14 protein-coding genes are annotated in these 15,279 nt (G+C 59.8%); 7 read left to right on the top strand and 7 right to left on the bottom strand.

The window, feature by feature from the left end; all coding sequences use genetic code 11:
- Positions 1–54 precede the first annotated feature (54 nt).
- Entirely contained in the window at positions 55–711 is a 657-nt protein-coding gene (locus SM755_RS17335) for a ribonuclease H (RefSeq protein ID WP_323173765.1), read from the bottom strand.
- A 302-nt stretch (positions 712–1,013) separates the two neighbouring features.
- On the opposite strand from SM755_RS17335, the gene SM755_RS17330 reads away from it, so the two are divergent.
- The 3 genes from SM755_RS17330 to SM755_RS17320 all read left to right on the top strand — a co-directional run bounded on the left by SM755_RS17330 (position 1,014) and on the right by SM755_RS17320 (position 3,076).
- Complete coding sequence (locus SM755_RS17330) at positions 1,014–1,388, top strand: hypothetical protein (protein ID WP_323173764.1); 375 nt, start codon at positions 1,014–1,016, stop codon at positions 1,386–1,388.
- Between the two features lie 177 nt (positions 1,389–1,565).
- Positions 1,566–2,498, top strand: a complete 933-nt coding sequence (locus SM755_RS17325) for a DMT family transporter (protein ID WP_323173763.1) — start codon at positions 1,566–1,568, stop codon at positions 2,496–2,498.
- 218 nt (positions 2,499–2,716) lie between these two features.
- Complete coding sequence (locus tag SM755_RS17320) at positions 2,717–3,076, top strand: hypothetical protein (protein ID WP_323173762.1); 360 nt, start codon at positions 2,717–2,719, stop codon at positions 3,074–3,076.
- A 358-nt stretch (positions 3,077–3,434) separates the two neighbouring features.
- On the opposite strand, the gene SM755_RS17315 is transcribed toward SM755_RS17320, so the two are convergent.
- Positions 3,435–5,663, bottom strand: a complete 2,229-nt coding sequence (locus SM755_RS17315; protein WP_006666688.1) for a CDC48 family AAA ATPase — start codon at positions 5,661–5,663, stop codon at positions 3,435–3,437.
- 242 nt (positions 5,664–5,905) lie between these two features.
- Between SM755_RS17315 and larC the strand changes: the two genes are divergently transcribed.
- On the top strand, positions 5,906–7,315 hold the full coding sequence (gene larC / locus SM755_RS17310; protein ID WP_323173761.1) for a nickel pincer cofactor biosynthesis protein LarC: 1,410 nt from the start codon (positions 5,906–5,908) through the stop codon (positions 7,313–7,315).
- 265 nt (positions 7,316–7,580) lie between these two features.
- Here the strand turns inward: larC and SM755_RS17305 are convergent, their stop codons facing one another.
- Together SM755_RS17305 and SM755_RS17300 are read right to left on the bottom strand one after the other, a co-directional pair.
- Positions 7,581–8,033, bottom strand: coding sequence for a hypothetical protein (locus SM755_RS17305; protein WP_323173760.1), 453 nt, complete (start codon positions 8,031–8,033; stop codon positions 7,581–7,583).
- Between the two features lie 476 nt (positions 8,034–8,509).
- The gene (locus tag SM755_RS17300) at positions 8,510–8,908 is read right to left on the bottom strand and encodes a hypothetical protein (protein WP_323173759.1); all 399 of its coding nucleotides are present in this window, start codon (positions 8,906–8,908) and stop codon (positions 8,510–8,512) included.
- A gap of 674 nt (positions 8,909–9,582) precedes the next feature.
- On the opposite strand from SM755_RS17300, the gene SM755_RS17295 reads away from it, so the two are divergent.
- Positions 9,583–11,073, top strand: a complete 1,491-nt coding sequence (locus SM755_RS17295) for a hypothetical protein (protein WP_323174066.1) — start codon at positions 9,583–9,585, stop codon at positions 11,071–11,073.
- Positions 11,074–11,463: 390 nt separating this feature from the next.
- On the opposite strand, the gene SM755_RS17290 is transcribed toward SM755_RS17295, so the two are convergent.
- Positions 11,464–11,718, bottom strand: a complete 255-nt coding sequence (locus tag SM755_RS17290; RefSeq protein WP_323173758.1) for a hypothetical protein — start codon at positions 11,716–11,718, stop codon at positions 11,464–11,466.
- 461 nt (positions 11,719–12,179) lie between these two features.
- Here SM755_RS17290 and SM755_RS17285 point away from each other — a divergent pair, with 461 nt between their 5' ends.
- Complete coding sequence (locus SM755_RS17285) at positions 12,180–12,719, top strand: hypothetical protein (RefSeq protein WP_323173757.1); 540 nt, start codon at positions 12,180–12,182, stop codon at positions 12,717–12,719.
- A 258-nt stretch (positions 12,720–12,977) separates the two neighbouring features.
- On the opposite strand, the gene SM755_RS17280 is transcribed toward SM755_RS17285, so the two are convergent.
- Positions 12,978–13,337, bottom strand: a complete 360-nt coding sequence (locus tag SM755_RS17280; protein ID WP_323173756.1) for a hypothetical protein — start codon at positions 13,335–13,337, stop codon at positions 12,978–12,980.
- A gap of 224 nt (positions 13,338–13,561) precedes the next feature.
- Here SM755_RS17280 and SM755_RS17275 point away from each other — a divergent pair, with 224 nt between their 5' ends.
- Positions 13,562–13,879 (top strand): helix-turn-helix domain-containing protein, encoded by a 318-nt coding sequence (locus tag SM755_RS17275; RefSeq protein WP_323173755.1) that lies wholly within the window; start codon positions 13,562–13,564, stop codon positions 13,877–13,879.
- Between the two features lie 267 nt (positions 13,880–14,146).
- Here SM755_RS17275 and SM755_RS17270 read toward each other — a convergent pair whose 3' ends face one another.
- Positions 14,147–15,238 (bottom strand): glycosyltransferase family 4 protein, encoded by a 1,092-nt coding sequence (locus SM755_RS17270; protein WP_323173754.1) that lies wholly within the window; start codon positions 15,236–15,238, stop codon positions 14,147–14,149.
- Between the last annotated feature and the right edge of the window lie 41 nt (positions 15,239–15,279).

The raw sequence follows: 15,279 nt of genomic DNA, 5'->3' as shown, positions 1-15,279 counted from the left end.
CAGGACCGGACCGCAGGGGAGTGAAAACTGACTGACAGCAGACCGTATCAGGCGTTAGTCCGACGCCTGCTTGTTGTTGCGGTCGGCTCGCGATGGCGGCGGGAACTCCGACGGCGTCGGATCGCCGGGATCGGGACCGGAAGACTGTGGCGGGTCCGGCAGGACACAGCGCGCCGGTTCGTGAGAGAGGTGTTGGTACTGGCCGGGAGTGTTGGCAAGCGGATGAGCGGGGTTCTGGTCGCTATCGATCCGTGCGGCGCGGACGGCACCGAAGCCGGTAAGGCGAGCCTGGATGCCGCGCCAGTGATAGCGCGTTGCGGCCGGAATCGAGATGGGTCGCGGCGGCTTGCCGTCGGGGTGGCTCGTCGCCAGAATCGTGTTGTTGACGTTGCTCGCGAGGGCATCGTGGTCAATGAGGACGCCGACGGAGGCATCACGCGGCGCTCGTGCGGCGAGGACATCGAGACCGAGGTGGAGTGCGCGATACTCGGCAACGTTGTTGTCCGGTGGCGTATCCATCGTCGCAATGCGTGCGACGCGGGTGCCGTCGCGCGTTTCGATAACAGCGCCCAATCCACCACCGGACTCCCGGAACGAGCCGTCGGTCGCGACGTAGAAGTCGCGATGGTGCGTCCGAGGAGGGTGTGCAATATGAGGTGTGGGCGACTCGTCGAACAGGTCCCGCAGTGCGGACCGGCCGTGAGCGGCCATACCTGTGGTACGGACTGTAGGGAACTTAAGCTTATGGCGCGACTCAGCAACTGGTACTGATTCTAAACCGAACGCCGGTGGAGAGCGCGTCGTCGCCGACCGCCTGCCAGACTAAACTCGCTATCGGCCACCGTGGCGGACGATTCAATCGATAGAGCACCGTTTTCCACCAACAGCCGCTGAGAGAAGCGCCAATAAGACGGACGGCGTAGGGCCGTGATCGATTTCTATTACATGCAAAACCATGCAGAACCAATCTGTATTGGCAGCAGGTGTAATACCGCCTAGGGCCTGACACAGATATGACCTACTCAGACCGCGCGACCGCCTCCCGGATGGAAGCAGCCTGCGACCTCCTGTCGAAGGCAGAGCGGCGCTACCTGCTCTACCACCTGGCGGACAACCATCAGGCGACGCTCGATGACCTGCTCACGCAGATCGTCGCCTGGAAACGCGGCGAAGCGGTCGACACCGTTGACGGCGACACCCGCCGACAGCTGTACGTCTCACTGGTTCACAACCACCTGCCACGGCTCGCTGACTACGATATCATCGAATACGATCTTCGAAGCGGTGATATCGTACTCAGTGAAGGGTTCGAAGACATCAAACCGCTCCTGGAGCAGTTCAAACAGACCGAGGAAATTCCCGAACTCCGCAAGCAGCCAACGCTGTAGCAGCCGAGACAGCAGGAGACGCCAGATTTCAAAGTATCCGGCGGTCGCGCGCTAGCCGTCTGCTATCCACTCGCTACTCGTCTCAGTTCTGTTCTTCCTCCGACATTGGTTCGCGCTATCCCATTCGAATCGAAACACATAGTGTCTCGGAATCGAGACCACTGCTGTGAATCGAGTGTGAGTCGCTACCGGAACTTCGGACTCTTCCTGACGCTCGCAGCGGCCTGGGGGACGGCCTTCGTCGCGATCAGCGCCGGCCTCGAATACTTCCCACCAGTTCTCTTCGCAGCGTTTCGCTACGATATCGCCGGTCTCGTGATGCTCGCGTACGCAGCCGTTACCGTCGACGACTGGTATCCGCGAACTCGTGGCGAGTGGGCCGTCGCCGCCGTCGGTGCGACTCTGCTGATCGCAGCCTACCACGTGTTTCTCTTCGTGGGGCAACTGAACACGACTGCCGCTGCGGCCGCGATTCTGGTAAGTCTCTCGCCGATCCTGACGACGGGCTTTAGCCGCGTCTTGTTGCCATCCGATGCGCTCTCGTGGGCCGGAATCGTCGGTGTGGTGTTCGGACTGTTCGGCGTCGCCGTTATCGTCCAGCCCGATCCCTCGAACCTGTTCGCAACGGATGCCGTCGCGAAGGCTCTCGTTTTCTGTGCGGCGACCGCCTTCGCCCTCGGAAGCGTTCTCACCCGTCGGATCGAGGCGACGCTCCCGATCGAAACGATGGAGGCCTGGTCGATGCTCGGCGGGGCGGCACTGATGCATCTCGTCAGCCTCGGCCTGCGAGAACCGATCGACCCGGCGGCCTGGACCGACCCGCAAGCGATCGGTGCGCTCGCGTACCTCTCACTGATCGCGAGCGCGCTCGGCTTCCTGCTTTACTTCGACCTGCTCGAACGCCTGGGAGCCGTCGAGATAAACATGGTCTCGTACGTCGCGCCGATCTTCACCGCCGTCGTCGGCTGGCTCTACCTCGATCAGGTCGTCGACGCCACGACGGTTGCCGGATTCGGCCTCATCGCACTCGGATTCGTCCTCGTCAAACGCCAGGCGATCCGCGACGAGTTCAGTCACGTGTGGTCGCTGGCGGCTCGGAGCCGAGAGTAGCGAGCTAGCGACGGCGCGGGGTGGGACCGGTACCGTTTTGTCGGTCGTCCTGCCGGTGGGTGTGCCCGACGTAGAGGGCAAGGAGGTTGAGAAGAAACAGGAGGAGGAACGCGCTCGTCTGGGCGCGCGTGGAGAGTCCGGTAAGCAGGATCGGGATGTAGATGAACGGGAGGACGATTGCGACCCAGAAGCCGGTGATGCGGAGGTACGAGGTGAGTGTGTGTAGGTGGGTAGAGTCGGCCGATGAGGGCGAGGCGGACGATGAAGATGATGGAGACTCGGAAGCCGACCCAGTGGAAGAAGAGAGCGACGCGGACGACGAACGGGTTGACGAAGAAGGCGACGCGGACGAAGCCGAGTCGGTAGTGGGTGACGCGTCCGCACGGGCGGTCGTTGCTGATGTCGGGTCCGCCATCGCCGGCGGCGCCGTGTCCGCAGTTGTGGGTGGTGGCGTCGATTCGTTCGCCGCCGTCGAGCCGGACGTTGTCTCGTTCGATACAGCGGGCGACTCCCGGGAAGATGCAGATTCCGACATCAAGACACCGTTGGTCCAGTTCTTGATTGCGGCCGGCATATAGCAGCGCGACTGTTTCGAATCGTTGGACGGAATTCATGCGAATCTCTATCTCCCCGCCCGAGTTCAGGAGAGCACCACTGGTCGTGGTCGGCCGGTAAGATCGTCATAAGCAATCCGTGGTTGCAGTAAGCAGTGATTACGGTGGTGTCGACGTAGGACGCTGGTCGGGACCCAGGAGACCCAGGACCAATCGACCAAGAAGAGAAACGGCAACTCGCGAGTAGCGGACACAGTAGCCACCGCCCGAACGGGATCGGACGGAGACGCAGGGAAAAAGAGACCGGTCGGCGGGACCGCAGATGGTGTGGGCCGAGGAAATCGAGACCAGAGGCCAGAGAACGGACCAGAACGGCAGACCGTTACTGGAATCCGATCCGGCTGCCACGACGACCTGTCGGGTCCGGACCGGCCGAGCCGCCCTTGAACTCGTCTTCGATCTGTTCGTAGTAGTCGAGGATGTCGTCGGTGATCGTCGGGCGGACGTTCTCCATCGCCTGCCGGAAGTGACGCATCTCGACGACGTTGGCCTCGTGGTCCTCGCGAAGCGCTTCGATTGCGGCCTCGCGGGCGATCGATTCGAGATCGCTGCCGACGTAGCCGTCGGTGATCTCGGCGATTTCGCGGAGGGTTACGTCCGCGGCCAGCGGCGTCTCCTGGGTGTGGATATCGAGGATGCGTTCGCGGCCCTCGATATCGGGTTCGCCGATCATGACGAGGCGGTCGAAGCGGCCCGAGCGCAAGAGCGCGGGATCGATCATGTCCGGGCGGTTCGTCGCGCCGATGACCATCACGTCCTCCATGTCCTCCAGCCCGTCGAGTTCGGTCAGGAGCTGGTTGACGACGCGTTCGGAGACGTTCGACCCGGTTTCGCCGCCGCGGCCGGGGGCGAGGGCGTCGAGTTCGTCGAAGAAAATCACCGTGGGCGAGACCTGCCGGGCCTTCCGGAAGGTCTGGCGGATGGCCTTCTCCGATTCGCCGACCCATTTGCTGAGGAGTTGCGGCCCGCGCACGGAGATGAAGTTGGCGTTGGTCTCGTTGGCGACGGCTTTCGCCATGAGCGTCTTCCCGGTACCGGGCGGGCCGTACAGCAGGACGCCGGCGGGCGGATCGATTCCGAGTCGGGTGAACCGTTCAGGGTTGTTGAGCGGCCACTCGACCGACTCTTTGACCTGATCCTTGGCGTCGTGAAGGCCGCCGACGTCGTCCCAGGTGATCTTCGGGAGTTCGACGAGGACTTCCCGCATCGCGGAGGGTTCGACTTCGTTGAGCGCACCGCGGAAGTCCTCGCGTTTGACGATCATCCGGTCGATCAGGCTGGGCGGGATGTCCTCCTCGTCTAAGTCGATTTCCGGGAGGTAGCGCCGCAGTGCCTTCATCGCGGCCTCTTTTGTCAGGCTCTCGATGTCCGCACCGACGAAGCCGTGGGTTTCGTCGGCCAGATGCGAGAGGTTGACGTCGTCCGAGAGGGGCATGCCGCGCGTGTGAATCTGCAGGATCTCTTCGCGGCCGGTTTCGTCGGGGACGCCGATTTCGATCTCGCGGTCGAAGCGGCCGGGGCGACGAAGTGCGGGATCGACGCTGTCGACGCGGTTGGTCGCCGCGATGACGATGACCTGGCCGCGCGTTTCGAGGCCGTCCATCATCGTCAGCAGTTGGGCGACGACGCGGCGTTCGACCTCGCCGGTCACGTCCTCGCGTTTGGGCGCGATGGAGTCGAGTTCATCGATGAAGATGATGGCGGGTGACTCCTCGCTCGCGTCCTCGAAGATTTCGCGTAACTGCTGTTCGGACTCGCCGTAGTACTTCGAGATGATCTCCGGGCCGGCGATCGAGAAGAACGACGCTGAGGTTTCGTTGGCGACGGCCTTCGCGAGCAGGGTCTTCCCGGTACCGGGCGGGCCGTGCAGGAGGACGCCCTGCGGGGGTTCGATCCCCAATTTCTTGAAGATCTGGGGGTGTTTCATCGGGAGTTCGACCATCTCCCGGACCCGCTGGATCTCGCTCTGGAGCCCGCCGATGTCTTCGTAGGTGATCCCGCCGCCGGTCTTCTCGAAGCCGGAGATGGGTTCTTCGCGGAGTTCGACGTCGGTGTCTTCAGTGATAAGGACCACGCCCTCGGGTTCGGTTTCGACTGCGATCAGCGGGATCGCCTGGCCGGGCGACCGCATGAACGGGTGGTTCGTCGAGGACATGACGGGGACGATATCGCGACCGACGACCGGCCGTTTCAGAATCTGGCGTTTGACCATGCCCGCAGCGTCGGAGCCGAACTGCACCGACGCCTCCTCGGGCGGGGCGAGGACGAGGCTATCGGCCTTGGTCGCCTCCGCCTTGCGAATCGTGACTCGCTCGCCGATACCCACGTCGGCGTTCTGTCGCGTGAACCCGTCGATTCGGACGGTATCCGTGTTCCAGTCCTGCCGGTCCGCACGCCACACCTTCGCAGCGGTCGTATCTGCGCCTTCGATTTCGATGATGTCGCCCGGACTCAGCTTCAAATGCAACAGCGTGTCCGGGTCGAGCCGGGCGATACCACGACCCGAGTCGTTCGGGTACGCCTTCGCAACCTCCAGTTGAACTTCATTCATGATTCAGGATCCACGGCAATGTCTGTGACTCCGATTCCGGATCGGATAGGTTTTTTGCTCATCTGAGTTTGCTAGGTGCTACCAAACCTATGTTTGGTTGGAACCTACATAGAAGTGTCGACGGCGGTTGGTTTTGAGAGAATCGGAGAAAGACTCACGGTCGCGGATTCGCGCTCGCGGTCACCGGCTGGACTCGAGAAGATGACTTTTTGCGCTCGGCACCGACTTATCCGTATATCACGATGACGCTACTCGCCTTCGACGGCCGCATGGGTGCAAGCGGCGACATGATCCTCGCCGCCCTCCTCGATGCCGGTGCCGACCCCGACCGCCTCGAGTTCATCGCGGACGAACTCGCGGTCGAGTACCGGATCGACGAGACGGACAAGTGCGGAATCACGGGAACGACGGTCGATGTGGTTCTCACCGACGAACGGTCCGAGTCCGACAGTGGGGCGGACGCGGATGTTGATGCGGACGCCGATACTGATGCGGATTCGGCGGAGACGGTTGCGGCGGCAGCCGAGGACAACCAGAAGCGCGGACACGAACACGCACACGAGCACACGCATGGACAACATAGCCACGACGACCACACCAGCCACGACGGCCACACGCACGCCGAAGGTCACGGCCCCCATCGCAGCTACCGGGAAGTCCGCGACATCGTCGACGCGATGGGGCTCCCCGGACCCGTCGAGCGCGATGCCCTCGCCATCTTCAAACGTCTCGGCGAAGCCGAAGCCAGCGTTCACGGCGAGGCCCTCGAAGACATCCACTTCCACGAGGTCGGTGCCGACGACGCCATCGCGGATATCGTCGGTGCAGTCGTCCTCCTCCACGATCTGAACCCGGACCGCATCGTGACGACACCTCTCGCGACCGGCGGCGGCACCGCTTCCATGGCCCACGGCGAGTACCCGATTCCGACGCCCGCCGTCGTCGAACTCGCGGCGGACGCCGACTGGGCGCTCCGGGGCGGCCCCGTCGACGCAGAACTGCTCACCCCAACCGGTGCTGCCATCCTTGCCCACGTCGCCGACGGCGTCGACTCGCTTCCCGAACTCGAGCTCACAAGCGCGGGCTACGGTGCCGGCGGCTACGACCTCGACCCCCACCCGAACATGCTCCGCGTCCTGGTCGGCACGGGTAGCGGCGGACTGGTGAAAGACGATATCGCCGTCCTCGAGACGAACCTCGACGACGCCGCGCCCGAGGTTCTGGGCGGCCTGCAGGAAACCCTGGCCGATGCGGGCGCGCGTGACGTCTCAATCGTTCCGGTCACGATGAAAAAATCCCGTCCCGGCCACCTCGTGAAGGTAATCTGCAAACCCGAGGACAGACGGCGAGTTGCCAGGCGACTGGCCGAGGAGACCGGCACCCTGGGGGTCCGCGACGCCGGCGCAACCCACCGCTGGATCGCCCAGCGCGAGTTCAGAACGGCCGCCGTCGAACTCGCCGGCGACACCTACGAGGTGACGGTGAAGGTTGCGAGCGACAGCGACGGCGAGATTTACGACGTGAGTGCGGAGTACGACGACGCTGCGGCCGTGGCTCACGACACTGATCTGCCAATACGGACCGTGATCACTCGCGCGGAAGCACTCGTTCGGGATGGACGTGCTCTCGATGGTGACCCGGAGAGAAACTGAACTCGACCGCTCGTAAGTGCGCTGTGAGCCGGTAGTACGGACAGTCAAGATGGAATGTAGCAGTCGAGATGAGCGGATATATCGAAGCAATCACTGGGGGAGGCGACGAAGATGGTACTGACTACAGGGACGAGAACAGCCGCGGGTCAGTGGCAGCGATTGTTCGGGAGAGCAAACAGCACAGTCACAGGACCGCTTCCCGAAGTATCCAGGCGCTGTTTATCCGGATGAAATAACGGATAGAATGTGGAATGAGGGTCCCGAATTACCCGTTGGTGGCACCAAGCAGGTCAAGACCGATGTCGATGCCGATCTCGATCAGCCCGGTGTCAACAGTCGCATTGTTACCGGCAGCGGAGGTAACGTTCTCGACATTGGCATCGTTACTCTGGCTCACAGCCTGTTCTTGTACACCAACAGCGTCTGCGCCGCTAGAGGAACTATCCTGGCCGTGCTTATCGTGGCCGTGCTTATCGTGGCTGTTCGCATCGCCGCCACCCGCACTGGCTGCGACTACCGACTGGGACTGGCTATTATCGTTATTCTGATCGACACTTACGTCAGTCGTTGCATCTGCATCCTGATCGACGTCGACTTCATCACCGATACCGACATCGATGAGGCCACCATCCTGTGCGGCGGCTGTTCCAGCGATCCCCATAAACATGAGGGTGCCGACCATTGCGACGGTCACTAGTAGGGTGAATGCGCGTTTCATACTGTGGTCACCGGGCAGACACGCTCAATCGACCGGGGTCCTTCTGGAATCCCCGTTGCAGGGTATCGCATACTACAAGACCCCGATGATCCAGCTGTGGTTGCTAGCGCGTTGCCCATCCAGTGGCTCAATAGAGATTGGTATTAAACCAGAGAACGGTTTCAGCCATTATACGAGATTAAAACGGCAAACCGATCCTGGTCGTAGCGACTACCGGATGACAAGTACTGTGTCAGTCACTGTTCGTTCACTAAAGCCACCTGAGAACACAGCGAGCCAGTGTATCTCACGTTCGCCTATCGGTCATAACGAGAGACAGTCAGGTTCGATTACTGAACAGTGAACCGTCTAGGAACGGGGCTTCTGAACTGCTCGCAGTTTTGTCGCTCGACGGTGTGCCTAGCGACGAGGAGAGAATCGGTGAGTAGCGAGCAGAAACGGAGCGATCAGCGAAAAATGTGCAGATTGGGTCTAGCTTATGCCTCCTCAACAGGGAGGATACCGTCACCGATACCGATATCGGCGGTGACATTGATCTCAATCGTGCCGGTATCGACATCTGCATCGTTAGTCGCGGTTGACGAGACGTTCTCTACGCTCGCGCTATTATCCTGTGTGACCTCCTGGGCCTGGGCACCGACTGCCTCCGAGGCTCCGTTACTGGACAGAGCGAGGGATTCTTGTGCCTGATCGTTTGAATTCGATTGATCGACGCTTACGTCGGTGGTTGCGTTGGCACTTTGATTAACACCAACATCGTCACCGATGTCGACCCCGATGAGCCCGTCTTGGGCTGCTGCCGTTCCGGCGAACCCCATGAACATGAGGCCGCCTACCAGTGCTACCGTCAGTGTGATCGTGAGTGTTCGCTTCATAGTGGAGTGTTCCTGAGGCACGCGGCACACGGCAGATATTCACGAGCGGAACAACAGGCTCGCTACTCTGCAATCCGTGTGACACGTTGCCCGGTTCCAACGCAGTATGGAGAGGGACTTGAACCCGGACAACGGTTTCACGGTGAATACCGCGATTAGCCCCGCTGAATCCGCACCTATCGTTGTGTGCCTACACCTACACATTCCCAGAACCGAGTAATTCGGCAGATTGAGGGGGTACTATATCCAGTATCAGCCAGCAGTAACAGCCAGCAGTACCGATCACTCACCGCCTGGTGACTATATCGCAGTCGAACGGTTCCAGCACTACTAACCAGCGACTTTGCCGCCTGAAACAGTCACTGAACTCGAACCGTCAGGACGGTTCGAAACCGATATACGGATTCCTTATGGACAGTTTGAATCCGAACAGCCGATTCCTGGGACACACGTCCAGTTTCTCGCGCTCGAAGTCTGCTCCTTCGGCTGATAAGCCACCTGCTTCCGCGCGGTAGGCCCTTCCATCGATGCGGCAACTACCAGATAACAAAGTCTGTCATCAGGATACGACGATTTGCGCCGTGGAGGTGCAGAAACAAAAGACTCTCACGGCACGGATCAAACGAAACATGAGTACCACAACGACGAGACGGTCACGATGTACGACCGTCCTGATGGCGTGTATTGTCGCCTTATCGATGCTCGCTGCGGGGGCACCCGCAGCCGCAGCCGGAGAAGATACCACACCGAGTTCGAACGGTGTACACACGCTCGACAATGGTGAAGAACTGTATCTGGTCTTCGGGGCCGACCTCAACGGGACAACACTCGACGAGTTCATCGAGTCCCAGGCGTCCGGACAGACCGATGCCGAAGTGAGCCAGTACCAGGATGTTGATCAGGTTAACATCAACCAACAGTCGAACGCGACATCCATCTCGATCGACGGTGGTGAAGCCACCGCGGTTCAGGAGGCAAACCAGTACAACGACAACGAGCAGTTTGGTGAAGCCCTCGCCGGAAACAACATGGGCGAGATGACCTCCTTCGAGGATGTCGGAACTGTCAACGTCGTCATCGGGAGCGGTGACGGCAAGGAGTTCGACGGCTGGGGTATCGCCGACAAGAAAGGTGACAAGGGTGAAGTCGATCCCGACCAGGCTGCCGAAGCCGAAGTCACCCAGAGCCAGGTCGTTGGACAGCTGAACTACAACGAGCAAAGCACCGCGTTCGCCCTCGCGGCGAACAACAGTGAAGCGCTCTCGATCCAGCAGTCCCAACAGACCAACCAGAACCTCCAGCAGGGAGTCGCAAACGCCACGAACGTCTACGCAGGTGGCGGCGAGTTCCTCGATCAATCGGCCGAGGCCACAGTCGAACAGGGCCAGAACGCCGATCAGATGAACTACAACGAGCAAGACAGCGCGGTCGCAATCGCTGTCGGAAACAACAGCACTGCGACGGCGATCCAGCTCACCGAACAAACCAACTTCAACGGGCAGATCGGCGAAGCAGAGGCGCAGAACATCCTCTCGTCGATGCCCGGTATGGCCATCGCCACCGCGGGCGTCGACAACCCCGAGATGATGGATGAGGCCACACAGGCGGCCGAGACGCTCGGTGAAGAGTCGGACAAGAAGGACGACGACCACCACAAGAAGGACAAGGGCGTCCAGACGGCGACCTCCGGCGTCAGCCAGACGCAGGAAGTCGAACAGATGAACGTCAACCTCCAGAGCACTGCGATGGCGATCGCGACCAACGGCAGCGAAGCCACCGCAGTCCAGCTGGCCCACCAGCAGAACATCAACACGCAGGTTGGGTTCGCTGATGCGCTGAACGTCTACGCCGGACCGGGCTACATGCACGACAGTGTCATCTACTCCGACACGACGAGCATGACCCTCGGTGGCGGCGACGTCGAAGGTGCACCAGGTATCGCGTTCGACTACGACGCACAGCAGACCAACGAGGTCGAGCAGGAAGCGAGCGCACAGATCGACCAGGTCCAGTACGTGCTCCAGGAGAACATCAACGAGCAGCAGGCCGCCATCGCCGTCGCCGAAAACGGTGGCACCGCTGACTCCGCACAGGTGACCCTTCAGGAGAACGAAAACGCTCAGTTCGGTGCTGTCGCCTCAACGAACGTCTGGGCCGGCGCGTAATCCACTCCGTTAGCGCCCATTCACTGCGATTCAGCTATTTGACACCGCCGTTTCTTCCGTTTCTTCGCAAGCACTGGTTCGTCAGTGGCACTAACGCATACACACACGCGTTAGAGGGTACTTCTTCACAGAGACACTGTTCCTGCCTGGCACTCGCCGACCGCTTGCACTGTAGTACCAACCATCTCGATCGGGGAGACTGGACTGCTGAAGAACTATCTCTCGTCTTCGGTACCCTATCGAACCACCATCGCACCGTGTCTGCGGGAGTCGACACCGCACCACCAGCCCCGACTCAGTTCGTGGTTCGTGGCTCGAGCCATGCACGCGAAAGCAGGTAGTCGACCAGTAGGAGCGAATCTCTACTGGTCTACTGGTGGAAAGTGGCTCTCAGAACGGAATCCAGTTGTCGGCGATTCCGTCGGCGATACCATCAGGAATCAGCCCATCATCTATCTCCGGGAGCGCCGGGAGAGATGGGTCGGGTGTCTCCGGAACGTCCGTTCCCGTTTCGGACGTTTCGTTGGCAACCGATTCCTCGATAATCTCCTGTGAACTCTCGTTGGTGATCGTCTCGTTGACGGCGACATCGTCTGCGGACGACTGGGCTGAGACAGCCGCAGTGAATCCACCACCGATCACCATTGCGAGAAGCCCACCGATGACTACCAGTGAAACTGTGCGCGAACGCGAATCGAACCAGTGTGTTCCGCTCATGAGGTGATACTGCCCTACGGGCACTCGTGGCTCCCTGCCGATGGTAATAACCCCACGTGGCGTTTACACGCTCAGTGGGAACTTTCATCTCGATAGGTGACCGTTTGTGATGGCTGTCAGTAGCCATCCGGCCCCCGGCCATTCAACAAGCGACCCGACTACACCACCGTACTCGGCCCCGTTGTGCCAGCCACAACCGTGTAACTCCCACCTACTCAACACGGTGTGGGATCGTCCAGTCAGCCATACTGAACGCGAGAGGGGTGCTCTTGGCCCTCTTCAGTAGTCGCCATCCTTTCGGAACGAAAGCCACCGTTTGACAGTCTCTCCGGCCAGACCGTTCGCGTTCCGTGAAAAAAGGCCATTACGCGCGCTCGTGTGCTGTCGATATGGATCTGAATCTCGATGATCGTGACCCGGACCGACGCACGTTCATCACGCTCAGCGCGACGGGCGGGCTCACCGCTCTCGCCGGCTGTCTCAGCGGCACCACATGGCCCGATGGTGATGACTCATCGACCGACACCGACTCACCGTCGGACTCCCAGACGGCGGGCGACCTCGACTCGATCTCCGACGACTCCGACGTGATCGATCGATTCGAACGCCGATCCAGCGAAGACGACTGGACCGTCGCGGATGACGCATACGGCATTCGCATCGAAAACACGACCGACGAGGAGCTCACGATCGCGCTTCGACTCGACCACGACGGCGACTCGATCCTCGATCGGGACGTTACAATCCCGGCCGCAAGTGAACTCGTAATCGAACTGTCCAGCGGCGGCACCTACGACATGGCGATCGAAGCCGACGGACTGGAAAGCGAAACGTCCACCACCTGGTCGCCAAACGATTGCGAGGAGGGGATGACGGAGCTAACTATTGGAGACAGTGGCATCGAAACGGACTCGTCGGTCTCGTGTTGAAACGGGTCGGCCTCGCGGATACCTCATCCATTGTTTTCGATTGAGTAGTCAGACTATTTGAATGTCTGTGGGATGCCAGTACCGCCACTAGCTGTATCGCTGGCTACCGTACTCCGCTTGGCTACGGACACTTATTCCCAAAGGAGAACTTATTTAGTATCTACACACAGACCTGTGCTATGAACAGTCACACGTCCGTCACAAGCGGTTTTGCGCTGGAGGTCGGCTTCCAGTGTTTCAACGTGGTTGCGGAGGGTGTCAGTCATCGCGCTCACCCTGGGTGTCGTCCCGTCGCGAGTCGTCCTCGAACAGATCCGGGTCCGGGCCGGAGTGGGTCGTGACGCCATCGGGCCGGTAGGGGATCGCCGCCTCGGGGCCGATCAGGAGCAGGCCGATCCGACTGGTCTCGGCTCGGATCTCGCGGAGTCGGCGGCGGACTTCTCGGCGCTGTGGCTGCTCGAGGTCGTCGATCGCCGGCGCGTCCGGTGGCGTCGTCTTGACGAGGAGAGCCCTCGTGAGCTGGTCGATGGCTTCGAGGTGGGTCTCGAGCGGGTCGTTCGGGTCGATCGCGTCCTGCCGGTCGGGGCTTTCATTACCCCGTGTCTCGTCGTTTGACATGGCTTCCGTAGGGGAATTACGGGAGCTTCTCGCGGACTCGGTGTCTGCAGCACCGATCCGCATTTCCGACTTTCTTGAGAGTCGAATCCGCGTATAGCTTCCCTAACAAGACCTACAGATTCATGTTACTTAGTTTCTGGTATATATGGCTCATAGTTGGATTATATGGTCCAACAAGCGTCCGATCCGGTGCAATTAATCAACAAACAGATGACCTCCGAGACATGCGGGCCCGCGTATCGTGGATGAACGAGGCTGACGATGCAATTTTAGAATACCTTCGGGAACTGGAGACTGACGCGGGCCACCGAATTGCGCTTCCACCAACCACCGTTTGGTACAATCTTGTCGAAGAACTCGGCGTCCTCGACCGGAGCCAGAATACGGTCTCGCGACGGATGAACGTCCTCTCAGATGCTGGCTTGCTCGAGAAAACCGACGAAAAACGCGGCTACTATCAAATCACAGATCGCGGCCTCGCCTATCTTCGTGGTGAACTTGCTGCAAGTGAACTCGAAGAAAAGAAGGAAGAGAAATTGTGAAGACCGCTCTTCCGTCAAAGATTGTTAATACTGCTCAACTGCTGCTCTAGAGTCGAAGAAGACAAGAGAACGTGTCAACGGTTCCTCATCAGAACGATTTCGTATAGATAGTTGATCCGAAATCAATTGTCTCGAACCTGCTATAGCAGGTTCTCTGGCGGGAGAGTGTGATTTGTTTCCTCTGCGGTTCTGAATGTGTGGTTAGAACCGGAAGTTATGGATCGTTTTTCGCTCACTCGACACTGGCTAGTTATTGGGCCTCGCAGATTACGTTGATGGTGGCCCAGTCACGTGGGAGATTGCTTCGAGAAAGTTAGCTTCAAGCGCCTCAGCCGAGTAGTTAGAAGCCACGCGCTCTCGTGCCGCCCGCCCGTACCGATGCCGCAACTCCTCGTCGTTTGTGAGAATCCGTAAATGTTGACAGTGATCGTCTATCGCGTCCGTCGGCGCTAGAAGCCCTGTTTGGCCGTGTTCAACTGATTCAGAAATACCCCCAGCCATGCTCCCAACGACCGGAAGTCCGCACGCCATTGCTTCGATAACCGTGATGCAGAGACCTTCTCGACGGGAGGGCTGAAAATATATGTCAAGTTCACCGAGAAACGAGGGAATTTCGTCTGGTGGCATCTTGCCGTGAAAGGTGACGCGGTCGGGAGTGCGCTCTGCTGCGAGGGTTTCCAATGCATCCCGGCGTGGGCCATCGCCGACCACGTGAAATTCGAATGTATCGTCTAACTGCGCTGCACATTCGATTAACCCTTCGTAATTTTTCGCAGGAATGAGTTGCCCAATCGAACCGACACGAATCGCACCGTCGTCTGATGAACGTGCCGTGTTTGGCTGGTACGTTTCTACATCGACGCCCGCGATTGGAACGACAGAAATATTGGATGCGGCTACTCCTACCTCGCGTAACATCGATGCAACCGCTTCGGAATCGGCAAGGATGTGGTCGCACCAGCCGAACGCGAGTCGAGATATCTTCCGGCGAAGCGAGCTCGTATGCCCCGCCGAGTTTTGCCAGGCGAGTATGTTTGGAACGCTTCGCAAATTTCCGAGGATGGAGCCGATGACAAGAGAGTGAAAAAGCGATGTAACCAAGATATCGGTTTGCCCGAGACACCGCCACAGCGGAGTGAGACGGTCGAATCGATACTTCTGTTGGATTCCAAGATCGATGATAGTTACGTGTTCCGGGAGTAAGGAGACGACGCCCTTTCCTCTACCGTCGAGACCGACGACAGTGATATCGAACCGGTCAGGGTTAAGTTGGTTTATCAACCGAGCCATACCAACTTGCGCGCCTCCAACGTTGAGACCGTCGATGAGATACGTCACTCGATGCGGAGGAGTAGTCATCGACTGTATGCTGTCGCAGCCATCAGGAAAAGATTGTGTCT

It is taken from the genome of Natrialba sp. PRR66 (genome assembly GCF_034808065.1).
GTDB lineage: Archaea > Halobacteriota > Halobacteria > Halobacteriales > Natrialbaceae > Natrialba > Natrialba aegyptia.
Note: the sequence above shows the minus strand (reverse complement) of the source record. Positions and strands in the feature narration are given on the sequence as shown.

Excerpts from the sequence above, each read along its gene's own strand:
- SM755_RS17335 (WP_323173765.1), bottom strand. The coding sequence starts at position 711 with ATGGCCGCTCACGGCCGGTCCGCACTGCGGGACCTGTTCGACGAGTCG.
- SM755_RS17330 (WP_323173764.1), top strand. The coding sequence starts at position 1,014 with ATGACCTACTCAGACCGCGCGACCGCCTCCCGGATGGAAGCAGCCTGC.
- SM755_RS17315 (WP_006666688.1), bottom strand. The coding sequence starts at position 5,663 with ATGAATGAAGTTCAACTGGAGGTTGCGAAGGCGTACCCGAACGACTCG.
- larC (WP_323173761.1), top strand. The coding sequence starts at position 5,906 with ATGACGCTACTCGCCTTCGACGGCCGCATGGGTGCAAGCGGCGACATG.
- SM755_RS17305 (WP_323173760.1), bottom strand. The coding sequence starts at position 8,033 with ATGAAACGCGCATTCACCCTACTAGTGACCGTCGCAATGGTCGGCACC.
- SM755_RS17300 (WP_323173759.1), bottom strand. The coding sequence starts at position 8,908 with ATGAAGCGAACACTCACGATCACACTGACGGTAGCACTGGTAGGCGGC.
- SM755_RS17295 (WP_323174066.1), top strand. The coding sequence starts at position 9,583 with ATGGCGTGTATTGTCGCCTTATCGATGCTCGCTGCGGGGGCACCCGCA.
- SM755_RS17290 (WP_323173758.1), bottom strand. The coding sequence starts at position 11,718 with ATGGTGATCGGTGGTGGATTCACTGCGGCTGTCTCAGCCCAGTCGTCC.
- SM755_RS17285 (WP_323173757.1), top strand. The coding sequence starts at position 12,180 with ATGGATCTGAATCTCGATGATCGTGACCCGGACCGACGCACGTTCATC.
- SM755_RS17280 (WP_323173756.1), bottom strand. The coding sequence starts at position 13,337 with ATGTCAAACGACGAGACACGGGGTAATGAAAGCCCCGACCGGCAGGAC.
- SM755_RS17275 (WP_323173755.1), top strand. The coding sequence starts at position 13,562 with ATGCGGGCCCGCGTATCGTGGATGAACGAGGCTGACGATGCAATTTTA.
- SM755_RS17270 (WP_323173754.1), bottom strand. The coding sequence starts at position 15,238 with ATGACTACTCCTCCGCATCGAGTGACGTATCTCATCGACGGTCTCAAC.